Genomic DNA, 14,562 nt, shown 5'->3' with positions numbered 1-14,562 from the left:
CCGGTCGGGTGCGACCGGAGCGGATCAGTCGAGCAGGCTCTCCAGGTGCGGGGTGCGCTCGTGGGCGCCCGGCAGCGGCTCGCGGCCGCGGCCCAGCAGGAACCACAGCGGGACCACGAGCAGCGCCAGCCCCAGGCCCACCCACACCCACGAGGCGGTCAGCGTGTACTCCGCGCCCGTCAGCACGAGGGCGACCGCCATGAGCGCGGCGCCCACCGCGCCGAGGGCCCGTGCCCCGGCCGTCCGTCCGAGCTTCGCGACCGCCGCGCAGGCCAGGCCGTAGTACAGGGCGACGAGCACCGAGATGATCCCGATCGAGTCGTCGAACAGCGGACCGGAGAACGCCATCCAGGCAGCGGCGACGGCGGCGGTGGACCACGTGGCGAAGGACAGGGACAGGAAGCGGCGCGGCAGGTGCCCGCCGCGGGCCATGGACATCAGGCCGCGGGAGGTGGGGATCATGGTGGTGCCGATGGACGCCCCCGCGGAGATCGCCACGAGCGCGGCCAGCAGCGGGGAGGCCACCGAGGACCCCGGGGCGTAGGCCCAGCCGATGGCGGCGTAGGCGGCCGCGACCACGCCCAGCGCGATCCACGCCGAGACCCGCGGGGCCCGCTGGGTGGTGGACTCCTCGGTGAGCGAGAACGTGGAGTCCCATCCCCAGTACAGGAACAGGGCCAGCAGCAGGGCCGCTGCCACGTCCCCCGCCGAGACGCCGGTGCCGGTGGCGAGCTCCGCGGCGCCGTAGAAGCCGGTCCACTCCCCGTCCTCGGGACCTGTGCCGGGCGGGAGGGCCGGTGCGGTGCGCACTGCCCACACCAGTACGCCCACCCCGATGAGCTGCAGGACGGCCAGGACCCACTGCACGGCGGCCGAGATCCTGATGCCGGTCGAGGACACCGCCGCGAAGGCCGCCATGAGCAGGGCGGCCACGGCGGTGGTGGCCCAGGGCCCCGCGCCGATCCCGAGGGCGAACAGGGCGGAGTCGGCCGTGACCCACGCCAGGGACGCGAGCACGAGCGTCGCCGAGAGCCACAGCCCCCAGCCGCCCAGGAACCCGGTGAACGCCCCGTAGGCCTCACGGGCCCACCGGTAGACGGTGCCCTGGTCCTCGTAGAGCGCGTCCAGGCGGGCGAAGCAGATCGAGACGACCACCATGGGGAGCACGGCGCCGACCAGCACCACTGGGGTCCAGGCACCGACCAGGGCGTGGATCAGCCCCACGGTGACCACCGCCGAGTACAACGGGGCGATCGAGGTGGACCCGATGACCGCCGAGGTGGTGGTGGAGATCGACCGGGGGAGCAGGTGGGCGGTCACAGCAGACCCTTCTTGTCGATGACGTTGGGCACGAACCGGCAGTAGTAGTCGGTCAGCGGGCCGTCGGACTCGCGGATGCCGATGCCGGCCGCGCCGGCCTCGCCCACCACCCAGGAGCCGATGACCGGGTGGTTGGGGGCCCCGTCGGAGCCGGGGAAGTTCCGGATGGGCGTGTAGGCCTGCCACACGTCCAGCGGGGAGTCATGGGGGTGCTCGGAGCGGATCCGCACGTCACGGGCGTGCATCTCGATGCCGTCGCCCTCGCGGCCGAACACCGGCTTGCGCACCCACTCCCGCAGCTCACCGGGCCCGTCCGGGTGGGCGGCCAGCAGGTTCTCGTGCCCGGGGAAGCACCGCCACAGGGCCACGAGCAGCAGCTTGTTCGACTGGAACATCTTCCACGCCGGCTCGTACCAGTGGTGCATCAGGGTGGGGTCGTCGAGCACGAACGCGCCGGGTCCGTCGCCGACCATGTGCTCCCACGGGTGCAGGGCGAAGACCTCCTCGATCGGGCCCACCACCACGGGCTCGTCCACGTCCCCGGTCGCGTGCACCCAGCCGCGGGACCGGGTGTCGAAGCGGACGTCCTCGACGGGCAGCAGGACGGCCCGGTAGCCCGCCTCGACCGCGGTGTTCGCCAGCACGGCGGCGTTGGCCGCGTCCTCCCCGGACTCCTCCTCGCGGGTGTACGCCACGTGCAGGGTCTTCGTGGCCGAGTACGGCAGCCGCTGCCGCCACCGCTCCACGAGCATGGGCCACAGGCCGTTGAGCTGGTCGAACTCCGGGTGGTCCTCGCCCAGGCCCGGGAACAGCGCCTCCATGCGGCTCCACTGGCAGATCGCCCCCTCGACCAGGCCGGTGGGGGTGTCACCGTTGAGCTCGAGCATCTTCGGCGGGCCCGTCCCGTCCCAGGCGAGGTCGAAGCGGCCGTAGATCGAGGGCTCGCGCAGCCGCAGGGAGTGCTGGGCCAGCTCGAAGGCCGCCTCCGACAGCCCCAGGGTGCCCAGCGCGCCGGTGGCCAGGTACCGGGCGGCCTCGGCGCACATCCGGTGCAGCTCGTCCGTGACGGACTCCAGCTCGTCCACCTCGTCGGGTGAGAAGACGTAGGCGGCGGTCTCGTTCCAGTACGAGAAGCGCCTGCCGTCGGGCCGCTCGGTGAGGGCATAGGTGAGCCCCTCGTCGCGGATGGTGCGCTCCCAGCCGGGGCGCGGCGCCAGGCCGTCGATCCGCCGCATCAGGAGCCCCAGCCGCTCTTCGACCCGCCGAAGCCGCGGGAGACGCCGCTCTTGCCCACGGCGGTCCCGTCCCGGGGCAGACCGCGGGCCACGGTGGCCGAGGCCGGCGGGCGGCCGGTGGTCCAGCCCGCCGAGGCCCGCACGGGCGAGCCCACGGCGGGGACGGCCGCGGCGCGGGCGGAGCTCATGAGCACCCACATGGGGAAGAAGCCGCCCACCCGCGGCCCGCGGTCGTCGTCGCACTCGTCGTCGTCGACCCGCACGGGCTCGGCGCCGCCCTCCCCGTCCGGGTCCTGGACGCAGATCTGGGCGTAGTCGGAGTCCACCTCCTGCACGTCCTGGGCGTCCTGGCCGCAACCGGTCAGGGCGATCGTCAGGGCGCCGATCGAGGCGGCGGCCATGGTCCGTGAGGAGGGGCGGGGCGGCATGCTGGGCCTTCCGGGACGGGAGCGGGACGGGGCCTGCGCGGGACAGAGGCTGCCCGGGACAGAGCCGCACGCAACGGGGCGGGACGAGTCGGCGCGGACGCGGCGGCGAGCCCGTGCCGTCTCCTCCGAGCGTACGGCGTCCGGGCCGCCACGGGGTCCCCCGGGCCCGGCCCGTGTCCCGGTCCGTCGGCCCGTCCCACGCCGACCGGGGGATGTGCGGGCGCAACCGGGAGCAACATCGGCCGCGCCGCCGGCGCCCCGCAGTATGCTTCGGTCACCTCCGGGGCCGTGTCCCGCCCGACCGGTCGGACCCGTCCCCGCCCGCAGCACCCAGGGGAGACCATGAGCCGTGATCCCGCCGCCGCCCGCACCGCCCTGCTCGACGCCGGGGCCTGGTTCGCCGACCTCGTCGAGGAGCTCCGCCCGCACCACTGGACGCGTCCGGGGCTGGGCACCTGGGACGTGCGGGCGCTGGTGGGCCACGCCCACCGCGCGCTCGTCACGCTCGGGACCTATCTCACCGTCCCCGCCGAGGACGAGACCTGCACCGACGTGGCCCAGTACTACGCGCTCTCCGCCGCGGCCACGGACCCCGCGGAGGTCGCGGCCCGGGGCGTGGCCGCCGGCCGCGAGCTCGGCCGGCACCCGGCCGTCACCGTCCGGGCGTCGCTGGGCCGGGCCCGGGACGCCCTGGCCCGGGTGCCGCTCGGCGAGGACCCCCTGATCCGCACCGTGGTGGGCGGCACCCGGCTGCGCGCCTACGTCCCCACCCGCACCTTCGAGCTGGCCGTCCACGGCCTGGACGTCGCCCAGGCCTGCGGACTCGACCGGAGACCTCCGGAGCACGTCCTGGCCGACGCCGGGCAGACGGTGCTGGAGATCGCCGCCCGCGGCGGGCACCTGCCCGGGGTCCTGCTGTCGCTCACGGGCCGGCGACCGCTGCCGCCGGGCTTCTCCGTCCTGGACTGAGCCGGCCCGTCCCCCGGGGTCCGGGGGACGGGGATCCGGAGATCCGGGAGCACCGGGGCCCGCGGACCGGATCCCCGCGGGCTTCCGGTCCCTGACCTGCCGGAGCCTGCGGAACCGGGCCCCGGCTCAGAGCACCGTGCCGACGGCGGCCCCGTAGCCCAGCCCGATGAGCACTCCCACGAGCGACCCGACGACCGTCTGCGCCGGGGTGTGGTCGCCGGTGCGCACCCGCGAGACGGCGACCGCGACCGGCACCGCCGCGGCAGCCGCCGCTGCCCAGGGGACGAGGAGGACACCGAGCCCCACGGCCCAGCACGACGCCATCGCCACGTGGGCGGAGATCTTCCACCACAGGGTCACGACCAGCAGCACCAGCAGGCCCAGCAGCACGAAGGCGGTGGTCACCGGCACGACCGCCGGGGCGCCCAGCGCCAGCTCGGCGGCCACCACGAGGCCCGTGAGCACCCCGGTGGCGGCGTAGACCGCCAGCCGCTGGGCCCGGACCCGGACGAAGTGCCCGTCCACCCGCCCGCGGCGGGCGAGCGCCCGCAGCACGAGCATGGGCAGCGACGCCACGACCACGGCGGTCCCCAGGCCCCAGAGGGCCCCGGGCCACCCGGCCCCCGACCAGCCGGCGAGCACCAGCAGGGACAGCACCAGCGGGGCGGGGGCGAACACCTCGGCCACCAGGGTGCTGCCTGGGGACGTGCTGCGCGCGGTGGCCATGGCACGAGGCTACCGGGGGGTCCGGACCCGTCCCGGACTGTGGTGGACTGGGGGGCATGCGCATCGTTCTGCAGAGGGCGGCCCGGGCCGCCGTGACCGTCGGGGGAGACGTCGTGGGGTCGATCGAGGAGCCGGGCCTCGTGGCCCTGGTGGGCGTGACCCACGACGACGACGCCGGAACGGCCGCGAAGCTCGCCGAGAAGACCTGGACGCTGCGGCTGCTGGCGGGCGACCGCTCCTGCGCCGACCTCGGGGCCCCGGTGCTCGCCGTCAGCCAGTTCACGCTCTACGGCGACGCCCGCCGGGGCCGGCGCCCCTCGTGGTCGGCCGCCGCTCCGGGCCCCGTCTCGGAGCCGGTGTTCGAGGCCTACGTCCAGGCGCTGCGGGATCTCGGCGCGCGGGTGCAGACCGGCCGCTTCGGGGCGGCGATGCAGGTGGAGCTCGTCAACGACGGCCCGTTCACCCTGGTCCTGGACAGCGCCGAGCTGGAACGGCCCCGCCGGGCCTGAGCCCGGGCCCGGGTGCGGGCCGGTCAGATCGCCGTGCGGGGGGCGGCCGCCTCCGTGCCCGTCTCCTTCCGCGCCCGGCGCCGCCGGGCGCGGTCGAGGGCCGCGATGACGGGCCCCGCGGTGACCCCGTGCAGCACGACCGAGGCGACGATCACCAGCCCCACGATGCGCCACAGGGCCTGGTCCTCCGCGGCGAACTCGCCCTCGGACAGGGCGTAGGCGAGGTAGTAGACCGAGCCGATGCCGCGCACGCCGAAGAAGGCGAGCACGCTGCGCTCCCACGGGCCCGTCCGGCCGCCGAGCAGGCTGATCCACCCGGCGAGGGGGCGCACCAGCAGCAGGAAGGCCGCCGCGACGAGGACCTCGCGCCAGGTGAGCCCGGCGAGCAGCCCCCGTGCCACCGCGCCGCCCAGGAGCACGAGCACCACCACGGTGAGCAGCCGCTCGAGCTGCTCGATGTAGCTGTGCAGCACGCGGTGCGCGCCGTGCACCCGTTCGCCCGCCCGGATGGTCACCGCGCACACGAACACGGCCACAAAGCCGTAGCCCTCGACCATCTCGGCCACACCGTAGGTGAGGAACGTGGCCGCCAGGGCCACGAACCCCTCGGTCTGCGCAGCCCCGCGGACGGTGCCGAGCCGGGAGCGGAAGAAGAGCCGTCGCAGGAGCAGCCCCACCAGGACGCCGAACAGGCAGCCGACGGCGATCCGCCAGGCCACGTCCACGGAGACGAAGTGCGGCAGCCACGCGCCCGGAGCGGTGCCCACGACGCTCAGGGCGATCGCCAGGTAGACGAAGGGGAAGGCGAGGCCGTCGTTGAGCCCCGCCTCGGAGGTGAGCCCGAAGCGCACCTCGTCCTCGCCGTCGAGGTCCTCCTGGGACTCCGAGGGCTCGCCGACCTGGACCTCGGAGGCCAGGACCGGGTCGGTGGGGGCCAGCGCCGCGGCCACGAGCACGGCGCCGGCCGCGCTCAGCCCCAGCACCGACCACCCCAGCAGAGCGGCTCCGAGCAGGCTCAGGGGCATGGCGATCCCCAGCAGCCGCCAGGTCGTGGCCCACCGCCGGAGTCCCAGCGGGCGGTCCAGCGCCAGCCCGGCGCCCATCAGCGAGACGATCACGCAGATCTCGCTCAGGTGCACGGTGACGCCGCTGTGGGCCACCGGGTCCGGATCGGGCAGGGTGTCGGCCAGTGAGAAGGCCACCGCCCCGGCGCCCAGGAACACCATGGGCATCGAGACGGGGGCCCGCACGAGCAGGCGGGGCAGCAGGGCGGCCGCGAACACGGCCAGCCCTGCGGCGGTGAAGAGCACACTGGGGGCCTCGAACACCAGTACCTCGTTCCTGGAACGGCCGGGCGGGATCCCGCGCCGTGGTTCCCGCGCCGTGGCGGCCGTGGCCGTCGCCGCGCGGGGGCGCCCGCCGGTGGCGCCGACGTGATCAGCACGCTGATCATACGCCCATCGACGCCTCCTGGGACAGGCTGCGGGGGACCCAGCCGCTAGCCTGAGGGGGTGACCGGCTCCCTCTTCGACGACCTCGACGCCTCCGATCCCGGATCCCGCGCTCCCGGGGACGAGCGGGACGGTGCCGCCCGCCCCGCCGCCCGGTCGCGGCGGACCCGCTCCCGGGCGCCGCTGGCGGTGCGGATGCGCCCCCGCCGCCTCGACGAGATCGTGGGCCAGCAGCACCTGCTCAAGCCCGGTTCCCCGCTGCAGGTGCTGGCAGGGGAGGACCGCGGACCGGCGGGACCGTCGTCGATCATCCTGTGGGGGCCTCCGGGCACGGGCAAGACCACCCTGGCCCACGTGATCGCCCGGGGAGTGTCCCGGAAGTTCGTGGAGCTCTCCGCCATCACCGCAGGCGTCAAGGACGTGCGGAAGGTGATGGACGAGGCGCTCACGGACCGGGACCTGCACGGGCGCACCACGGTGCTGTTCCTCGACGAGATCCACCGCTTCACCAAGGCCCAGCAGGACGCGCTGCTGCCGGGGGTGGAGAACCAGTGGGTGGTGCTGGTGGCGGCCACGACGGAGAACCCGTCCTTCTCCGTGATCTCCCCCCTGCTCTCGCGCTCGCTGCTGCTCACCCTGCAGCCGCTGGAGCGCGCCGACATCGCGGCGCTGCTGGACCGCGCCGTCGTCGACCCCCGTGGCCTGGGCGGGGAGGTGGAGCTCTCCGCGGAGGCCCGCGAGCACCTCCTGGACCTGTGCGGCGGAGACGCGCGCAAGGCCCTGACCTCCCTCGAGGCCGCCGCCGGGGTCGCGTTCTCGGAGCAGCCGGAGCCCGGCGGCCACGGCGAGGACCAGGACGAGGACCAGGACGAGAACCAGGACGACGGGGTCCGCGCACCGGCCGTCCCGGTGATCACCCGGGAGCACGCCGAGGAGGCCCTCGACCGGGCGGCGGTGCGCTACGACAAGAACGGCGACCAGCACTACGACGTGGTCAGCGCATTCATCAAGTCGATCCGCGGCTCGGACGTCGACGCCGCGATGCACTACCTGGCCCGGATGATCGAGGCCGGGGAGGACCCGCGGTTCATCGCCCGCCGGCTCATCATCTCCGCCTCCGAGGACATCGGCACCGCCGACCCGACCGCCCTGCAGACCGCGGTCGCCGCCGCCGACGCCGTCCAGCTCATCGGCATGCCCGAGGGGCGGATCCCGCTGGCCCAGGCCGTGGCCCACCTGGCGACCGCACCGAAGTCCAACGCCGCCTACACCGCGATCAACGAGGCGATCGCCGACGTCCGCGCCGGCCGGGCCGGACCCGTCCCGCTCCACCTGCGCGACGCCCACTACCCCGGCGCGGGCCAGCTCGGCCACGGCCGCGGCTACGTCTACTCCCACGACCAGCCCAACGGCGTGGCCGCCCAGCAGTACCCGCCCGACGAGCTCGTCGGCACCGACTACTACCGGCCCACCGAGCACGGCCGCGAGCGCGAGATCGCCCACCGCCTCGAGATCCTGCGGGGCATCGTCCGGGGCCGGTGACCCCCGTGCTCAGCGGCCGAACAGGTGGCGCACCACCGACGCGGCCGTGCGCTCGTCGATGAGCAGGTCCGTGACCACGCCCGCCCGCAGCGCGCCCACCACGCCCGGCACCTTGTGGTCCCCCGCCACCACGCACAGCCGGCGGGGAATCCGCCGCAGCTCCATGGGCGTCGGCCCGCTCGCCCGCCGGTTGTAGTCGATGTCGGCGTAGGTGCCGTCCTCCCGCAGGAAGACCGTGCAGACGTCGCCGACCACGCGGTGCGCGGACAGCTCCCGCAGTGCGTCCTCCGGGAGGTAGCCGCTGCTGTACACCTGGGAGATCATCGGCCCGCGGAAGGCCCCCACGCTGAACACCGCCAGGTCCGCCGCGTTGCGCACCGCCAGCACCCGGCGCACCGAGGACTCCTGCCACATCAGCCGCCGCGTCTCCTCCTGGTCGAAGAACGCCGGGGCGGGGAAGGGCAGCAGGGCGGCCCCGAAGGCCGCCGACATCTGCCCGAGCAGTGCCGAGGACTGCGCCGCGCCCGTGGAGCGGGCACTGACCGCGCCGTTCATCTGCACCACGACCGCGTCCCGCGTGGTCTTCGGCTGCAGATGGTTCCCGATCGCCGAGGTCGTGATTCCCCAGGCGACCGCCAGGGTCATCCCGTCCCCGAACCAGTCGCCGAGCATCCCCGCCGCGGCCCGGGCCACCGACTCCAGCCGCTGCGGCTCCGTGGCCGTGCGCGGCGTGCCCGCCACGTGCACCGTGACGCCGAAGGCCTCCCGCAGCCGGTGGGACAGGTCGTGTCCCGCGTCCGGGGGAGCGGCGAGGCTGATCCGCACGATGCCCCGCTCCCGGGCGGCCTGCAGCATCCGCGAGACCGTGGGCCGGGAGACGCCGAACCGGTCCGCCACCGCCTCCATCGTCATGCCCTGCACGTAGTACAGCTCCGCCGCGTGGTGGAGCTCGGCATCACCGTGCATGCGGCCCTCCCTCTCCTGCACGTCCGTTCATTTGGTTTGAGCATAGGTGCAACCCGCGACAGAGTGTGATGCAGAGCACCTTTCCATCCGCAACCGACCGCCTCGAGGAGTTCCCCACCATGGCCCACCCCACACTCTCCAGCAGCGAACGCGACCGCGCGCTCGCCGAGTTCTCCGACGGCCCGGAGCTCGACGTCCTCGTGGTCGGAGGCGGGATCACCGGCGCCGGCATCGCCCTGGACGCCGTGACCCGGGGTCTGCGCACCGGCATCGTCGAGGCCCAGGACTGGGCCGGCGGCACCTCGCAGTGGTCCTCCAAGCTGGTCCACGGCGGCCTGCGCTACCTCCAGCAGCTCGACTTCAAGCTCGTCTCCGAGGCCCTGCGGGAGCGCGAGCTGCTCCTCGACTTCCTCGCCCCGCACCTCGTCAAGCCCGTGCCGTTCCTCTACCCGCTGACCCACCGCCTCTGGGAACGCCCCTACGTCACCGCCGGGATCGGCCTCTACGACGCCCTGGCCCACCTCGGGGCCAAGGTCGCGACCCTGCCCTACCAGCGCCACTACGGCCTCAAGGGCGTGCAGCGGGTCTTCCCCGACGTGAAGCCCGGGTCCATGGTCGGCGCCGTCCAGTACTGGGACGGTCAGGTCGACGACGCCCGCCTCGTCCTGACGATCGTGCGCACCGCCGTGCGCTACGGCGCGCTCGCCGCCAACCGCACGCAGGCGGTCGCCTTCCCGAAGGACGACAGCGGCCGCGTCGTGGGGGCCACCGTCCGCGACCTCGAGACGGGCCGGGAACACACGGTGCGGGCCAAGACGGTGATCGCCGCCACCGGGGTGTGGACCGAGCAGACCCAGGACCTCGCCCACGCCGAGGGCGGGCTGAAGGTGCTCGCCTCCAAGGGCATCCACATCATCGTGCCCCGCGAGCGGATCCGCGGCGAGAAGGGGCTCATCCTGCAGACCGAGAAGTCCGTGCTGTTCATCATCCCGTGGGCGCGGTACTGGCTCATCGGCACCACCGACACCCCCTACCACCAGGACCTCGTGAACCCGGTGGCCACCGCGGAGGACATCGACTACGTCATCGACCACGCCAACGTGGTCCTCGACCGGCCGCTCACCCGCGAGGACGTCATCGGCACCTACGCCGGGCTGCGACCGCTGCTGCAGCCCGGCACGAAGAAGGGCGACGAGGAGGCGCAGTCCACGAAGATCTCCCGCGAGCACACCGTGACCGAGGTCGCCCCCGGTCTCATCACGATCGCCGGCGGCAAGCTCACCACCTACCGGGTGATGGCGGAGGACGCCGTGGACCTCGCCCTCGGCGAGGAACGGGCCGAGGCCGTGCCGTCGGTGACCGACCGCACGCCGCTGCTGGGTGCCGAGGGCTACCTCGCGCTGAGCCGCCAGGCCGGCACCCTGGGCGCCCGGCACGACTGGGACGAGGAACGGGTGCAGCACCTGCTCGGCCGCTACGGCTCGGCGATCACCGAGATCACCGAGCTCGTCGAGGACCGTCCCGACCTCGGCCGTCCCCTCGAGGGCGCCCCGGCCTACCTGCGGGCGGAGATCGTGCACGCCTGCACGCACGAGGGCGCGCTGCACCTCGAGGACCTCTTCGACACGCGTACCCGGCTCACGTGGGAGCAGCCCCGCCACGGCCTCGACGCGGTCGAGGAGGTCGCGGACCTCGCCGCCGAGGCCCTCGGCTGGGACGGGCGGCGGCGCGGGGCCGAGGTCGAGGCCTACCGGCTGCGCTGCGCCGCGGAGGACGCGGCCGCCGGGGCTCCCGACGACACCGCGGCGGCCGCCGCACGGGCCGCCGCCCCCGACGTCCTGGAGCTCGTGCGCCCCTCCGGCGCCTGAGCGTTCGCCGGCCGAGCGTTCGCCGGCCGAGCGTTCGCCGGCCGGGCGTCCGCCGGCCGCCGCCGCGCTGTTCCCCGTTTCACCAAGCCCCCCCGGCCGTCCCCGACGGGCGGCCGGTCCGTCCAGTCCGCACCACCCGAGGAGTCGCAGTGCTGTCGATGTCGAACGTTGTGGTCCAGGCCGTAGCGCCTGCCGTGCCCATCTCCCTGTCCACCGTCTTCTGGTCCGAGGTCGCGGGCACCGCGATGCTGATCCTGCTCGGCGCCGGCGTGGTCGCCAACGCCGTGCTGCCCAGGACGAAGGGCCTCGGCGGCGGGTTCCTGATGATCAACTTCGGGTGGGGCCTGGCGGTGTTCGCCGGTGTCTACGTCGCCTGGCAGTCCGGGGCGCACATCAACCCCGCCGTGACCGTGGGCCTGTGGGCCAGCGGCGCCGGGGAGTACGCCCCCGGCGTGGCCGTCGGCCTCGTCAGCACGCTCGTCTACTTCGCCGGTGAGCTGACCGGCGCGTTCCTGGGCGCCGTCCTGGCCTTCCTCGCCTACAAGAAGCACTTCGACGAGGACATCGACGCGGAGGTCAAGCTCGCCGTTTTCTCCACCGGCCCCGCCGTGCGCTCCTACGGCTGGAACGTGCTCACCGAGGTGATCGGCACGTTCGTCCTCGTGATCGTGATCCTGCTCTTCGGCAACACGCCCTCGGAGATCGGGCCGCTGGCCGTGGCGCTGCTCGTGGTCGGCATCGGCGCGAGCCTCGGCGGGCCCACGGGCTACGCCATCAACCCCGCCCGTGACCTCGGTCCGCGCATCGCCCACGCCGTCCTGCCCATCCGCGGGAAGGGCTCCAGCGACTGGGCCTACGCCTGGGTCCCGGTCGTGGGCCCGATCATCGGCGCCGTGCTCGCCGGCGGCTTCTACCAGCTGTACGCCAACACGCCGGCCTGAGCCCGGCCGACCACAACCGTCCGACCCACACGACACCACCACGAAATGAGGTACCACCCATGAGCACGGACCAGAAGTACGTCATGGCCATCGACCAGGGCACCACCAGCACCCGGGCGATCATCTTCGACCACGGGGGCTCGATCGTCAGCACCGGCCAGCTCGAGCACGAGCAGATCTTCCCGCGCGCCGGCTGGGTGGAGCACGATGCGATGGAGATCTGGCGCAACGTCCGCAAGGTCGTCGCGGACGCCGAGGCCTCCGCCGAGATCGGCGCCCGGGACCTGGCCGCCGTGGGCATCACCAACCAGCGCGAGACCACCGTGGTCTGGGACCGCACCACCGGAGAGCCCGTCTACAACGCCATCGTCTGGCAGGACACCCGGACGCAGAAGATCGTGGAGGAGCTCGGCGGGGACGCCGGCCCGGACCGGTACAAGGACCGGGTGGGCCTTCCCCTGGCCAGCTACTTCTCGGGCCCGAAGGTCACGTGGATCCTGGACAACGTCGACGGCGCCCGGGAACGGGCCGAGCGCGGGGACCTGCTCATGGGCAACACCGACTCCTGGCTGGTGTGGAACATGACCGGCGGCGTGGACGGGGGCGTGCACGTCACCGACGTCACCAATGCCTCCCGCACGATGCTGATGAACCTCGAGACACTGGACTGGAACCCGGAGATCTGCGCCGACATGCGCATCCCCCTGTCGATGCTCCCGGAGATCCGCTCCTCCTCCGAGGTCTACGGCAAGGGCCGCACCCGCGGCTTCCTCAAGGACGTGCCGATCGCGGGCATCCTGGGCGACCAGCAGGCCGCGATGTTCGGGCAGGCGTGCTTCGAGAAGGGCATGGGCAAGAACACCTACGGCACCGGCAGCTTCGTGCTGATGAACGTCGGGACCGAGGTGGTGCACTCGGAGAACGGTCTGCTGAGCACCGTGTGCTACAAGATCGGCGACCAGGACGCCGTCTACGCCCTGGAGGGCTCCATCGCCGTGACCGGGTCCCTGGTGCAGTGGCTGCGGGACAATCTCGGGATCATCGCCTCCGCCCCGGAGGTCGAGCCGCTGGCCGCCTCGGTGGAGGACAACGGCGGGGCTTACTTCGTGCCGGCCTTCAGCGGCCTGTTCGCCCCGTACTGGCGCCCGGACGCCCGCGGCGCCCTCGTGGGCCTGACCCGCTACGTCAACAAGGGCCACATCGCCCGGGCGGCCCTGGAGGCGACGGCCTACCAGTCCCGCGAGGTGGTCGAGGCGATGAACGCCGACGCCGGGGTGGACATCACGGAGCTCAAGGTGGACGGCGGCATGACCGCCAACGAGCTCCTGATGCAGTTCCAGGCCGATCAGCTCGGCGTGCCGGTCGTGCGCCCGGCGGTCACCGAGACCACGGCCCTCGGCGCGGCCTACGCGGCCGGCATCGCGGTGGGCTTCTGGTCCGGCACCGACGAGGTGACCGCGAACTGGGCCGAGGACACCCGGTGGGAGCCGGCGATGGACGAGGACCGGCGCGGCAGGCTCTACCGCAACTGGCAGAAGGCCGTGACCAAGTCCTTCGGCTGGGTCGACGAGGACGTCGACTGACACCGGCCCGCTCCGCCGGACCGGAGCGCCGCCCGTGGTACACGGGCGGCGCTCCGGCGTGCGGGGGGCCCGTGCGGGGGCGGGGCGCGCAACGGCCCCGCACACGCTATAGTGGAACGTCGGCCGGCAAGGCCCGTGCTCCCGCACGCCCGGCGCACCGCCTCAACCACGGTGCACGGCGCGCGGCCACGGCGCTTGCAGGACAGGAGGATTGCGGCTGATCCTCACCTCTCCGGCGGGACCGATCCCGTCCACGGAGGCCGGACCGAACAGAACACGCTCCGCCCGAACCGGACGCCGGCCGGGGGAGAGCACCGCATTGTGAAAGGTAAACGTGGCTAACAACACGCGTGCGCGCCGCCAGGTGCGCAAGTCCCGCGCCCTCGGGATCGCCCTGACCCCGAAGGCCGAGAAGTACTTCGAGCGCCGTCCCTACGGCCCCGGTGAGCACGGCCGTGCCCGCCGGAAGGCCGACTCGGACTACGCCGTCCGTCTGCGCGAGAAGCAGCGTCTCCGGGCGCAGTACAACATCCGCGAGAAGCAGATGCACATCGCCTACGTCGAGGCCAAGCGCCAGGAGGGCCAGACCGGTGAGAACCTGGTCGCCCTGCTGGAGTCCCGCCTGGACGCCCTGGTCCTGCGCTCCGGCTTCGCCCGGACCATGGCCCAGGCCCGCCAGATGGTCGTGCACCGCCACATCCTGGTGGACGGCCAGCGGGTGGACCGCCCCTCCTACCAGGTCAAGGAGGGCCAGCTGATCCACGTGCACGCCAAGTCGGAGAAGATGGTGCCCTTCCAGGTCGCCGCCGCCGGCGCGCACCAGGCCGTGCTGCCGGACACCCCCGGCTACCTCGACGTGCAGATCGAGAAGCTGCAGGCCAAGCTGGTGCGCAAGCCCAAGCGCGCCGAGGTCCCCGTGACCTGCGAGGAGCAGCTCGTGGTGGAGTACTACGCCCGCATGGCCTGATCCTGCGGGCTCCTGCCGCCGGGACACCCCGGGGGCAGGGCCTTTACTGCGGAGAGG

General features: G+C 73.7%; 13 protein-coding genes. 7 read left to right on the top strand and 6 right to left on the bottom strand.

Annotated features, from left to right (window positions below; translation table 11 throughout):
- Positions 1 to 24: 24 nt before the first annotated feature.
- Genes ABD220_RS07020 through ABD220_RS07010 form a run of 3 tightly spaced genes read right to left on the bottom strand, consistent with a single transcriptional unit; the run spans position 25 to position 2,983 of the window.
- Positions 25 to 1,320, bottom strand: a complete 1,296-nt coding sequence (locus ABD220_RS07020; protein WP_344121063.1) for an APC family permease — start codon at positions 1,318 to 1,320, stop codon at positions 25 to 27.
- Positions 1,317 to 2,555 (bottom strand): glutathionylspermidine synthase family protein, encoded by a 1,239-nt coding sequence (locus ABD220_RS07015; protein ID WP_344121061.1) that lies wholly within the window; start codon positions 2,553 to 2,555, stop codon positions 1,317 to 1,319. Before ABD220_RS07015 ends, ABD220_RS07020 begins: the two co-directional genes overlap by 4 nt.
- Positions 2,555 to 2,983, bottom strand: coding sequence for a hypothetical protein (locus ABD220_RS07010; protein WP_344121059.1), 429 nt, complete (start codon positions 2,981 to 2,983; stop codon positions 2,555 to 2,557). The genes ABD220_RS07015 and ABD220_RS07010 overlap by 1 nt, the downstream gene beginning before the upstream one ends.
- A gap of 342 nt (positions 2,984 to 3,325) precedes the next feature.
- On the opposite strand from ABD220_RS07010, the gene ABD220_RS07005 reads away from it, so the two are divergent.
- Positions 3,326 to 3,952 (top strand): maleylpyruvate isomerase N-terminal domain-containing protein, encoded by a 627-nt coding sequence (locus ABD220_RS07005; protein WP_344121057.1) that lies wholly within the window; start codon positions 3,326 to 3,328, stop codon positions 3,950 to 3,952.
- Positions 3,953 to 4,078: 126 nt separating this feature from the next.
- Here ABD220_RS07005 and ABD220_RS07000 read toward each other — a convergent pair whose 3' ends face one another.
- A complete protein-coding gene (locus ABD220_RS07000; protein WP_344121055.1) occupies positions 4,079 to 4,678 on the bottom strand; it encodes a hypothetical protein in 600 nt (199 codons plus the stop codon).
- A 56-nt stretch (positions 4,679 to 4,734) separates the two neighbouring features.
- Here ABD220_RS07000 and dtd point away from each other — a divergent pair, with 56 nt between their 5' ends.
- Positions 4,735 to 5,187 carry a D-aminoacyl-tRNA deacylase gene (dtd, locus tag ABD220_RS06995; protein ID WP_344121053.1) on the top strand — a complete coding sequence of 151 codons (453 nt, stop codon included), beginning with the start codon at positions 4,735 to 4,737 and terminating at the stop codon, positions 5,185 to 5,187.
- Positions 5,188 to 5,210: 23 nt separating this feature from the next.
- Here dtd and ABD220_RS06990 read toward each other — a convergent pair whose 3' ends face one another.
- Complete coding sequence (locus ABD220_RS06990) at positions 5,211 to 6,515, bottom strand: cation:proton antiporter (protein ID WP_344121052.1); 1,305 nt, start codon at positions 6,513 to 6,515, stop codon at positions 5,211 to 5,213.
- A 183-nt stretch (positions 6,516 to 6,698) separates the two neighbouring features.
- Between ABD220_RS06990 and ABD220_RS06985 the strand changes: the two genes are divergently transcribed.
- Positions 6,699 to 8,180: a replication-associated recombination protein A gene (locus ABD220_RS06985; protein ID WP_425552522.1), complete on the top strand. Its 1,482-nt coding sequence runs from the start codon at positions 6,699 to 6,701 to the stop codon at positions 8,178 to 8,180.
- A 9-nt stretch (positions 8,181 to 8,189) separates the two neighbouring features.
- On the opposite strand, the gene ABD220_RS06980 is transcribed toward ABD220_RS06985, so the two are convergent.
- A complete protein-coding gene (locus ABD220_RS06980; protein WP_344121051.1) occupies positions 8,190 to 9,146 on the bottom strand; it encodes a sugar-binding transcriptional regulator in 957 nt (318 codons plus the stop codon).
- Between the two features lie 119 nt (positions 9,147 to 9,265).
- Between ABD220_RS06980 and ABD220_RS06975 the strand changes: the two genes are divergently transcribed.
- The 4 genes from ABD220_RS06975 to rpsD all read left to right on the top strand — a co-directional run bounded on the left by ABD220_RS06975 (position 9,266) and on the right by rpsD (position 14,505).
- A complete protein-coding gene (locus ABD220_RS06975) occupies positions 9,266 to 11,014 on the top strand; it encodes a glycerol-3-phosphate dehydrogenase/oxidase (protein WP_344121049.1) in 1,749 nt (582 codons plus the stop codon).
- Between the two features lie 158 nt (positions 11,015 to 11,172).
- Positions 11,173 to 11,955, top strand: coding sequence for an MIP/aquaporin family protein (locus ABD220_RS06970; protein WP_344121048.1), 783 nt, complete (start codon positions 11,173 to 11,175; stop codon positions 11,953 to 11,955).
- A 59-nt stretch (positions 11,956 to 12,014) separates the two neighbouring features.
- Positions 12,015 to 13,538: a glycerol kinase GlpK gene (gene glpK, locus ABD220_RS06965; protein ID WP_344121046.1), complete on the top strand. Its 1,524-nt coding sequence runs from the start codon at positions 12,015 to 12,017 to the stop codon at positions 13,536 to 13,538.
- A 334-nt stretch (positions 13,539 to 13,872) separates the two neighbouring features.
- The gene (gene rpsD / locus ABD220_RS06960) at positions 13,873 to 14,505 is read left to right on the top strand and encodes a 30S ribosomal protein S4 (protein ID WP_344121044.1); all 633 of its coding nucleotides are present in this window, start codon (positions 13,873 to 13,875) and stop codon (positions 14,503 to 14,505) included.
- The last annotated feature ends 57 nt before the right edge of the window (positions 14,506 to 14,562 follow it).

This window comes from Kocuria aegyptia (genome assembly GCF_039530085.1).
GTDB classification, from domain to species: Bacteria; Actinomycetota; Actinomycetes; order Actinomycetales; family Micrococcaceae; genus Kocuria; species Kocuria aegyptia.
The sequence above is the reverse complement of the archived record's forward strand: the minus strand, read 5'-3'. Positions and strand labels throughout refer to the sequence as shown.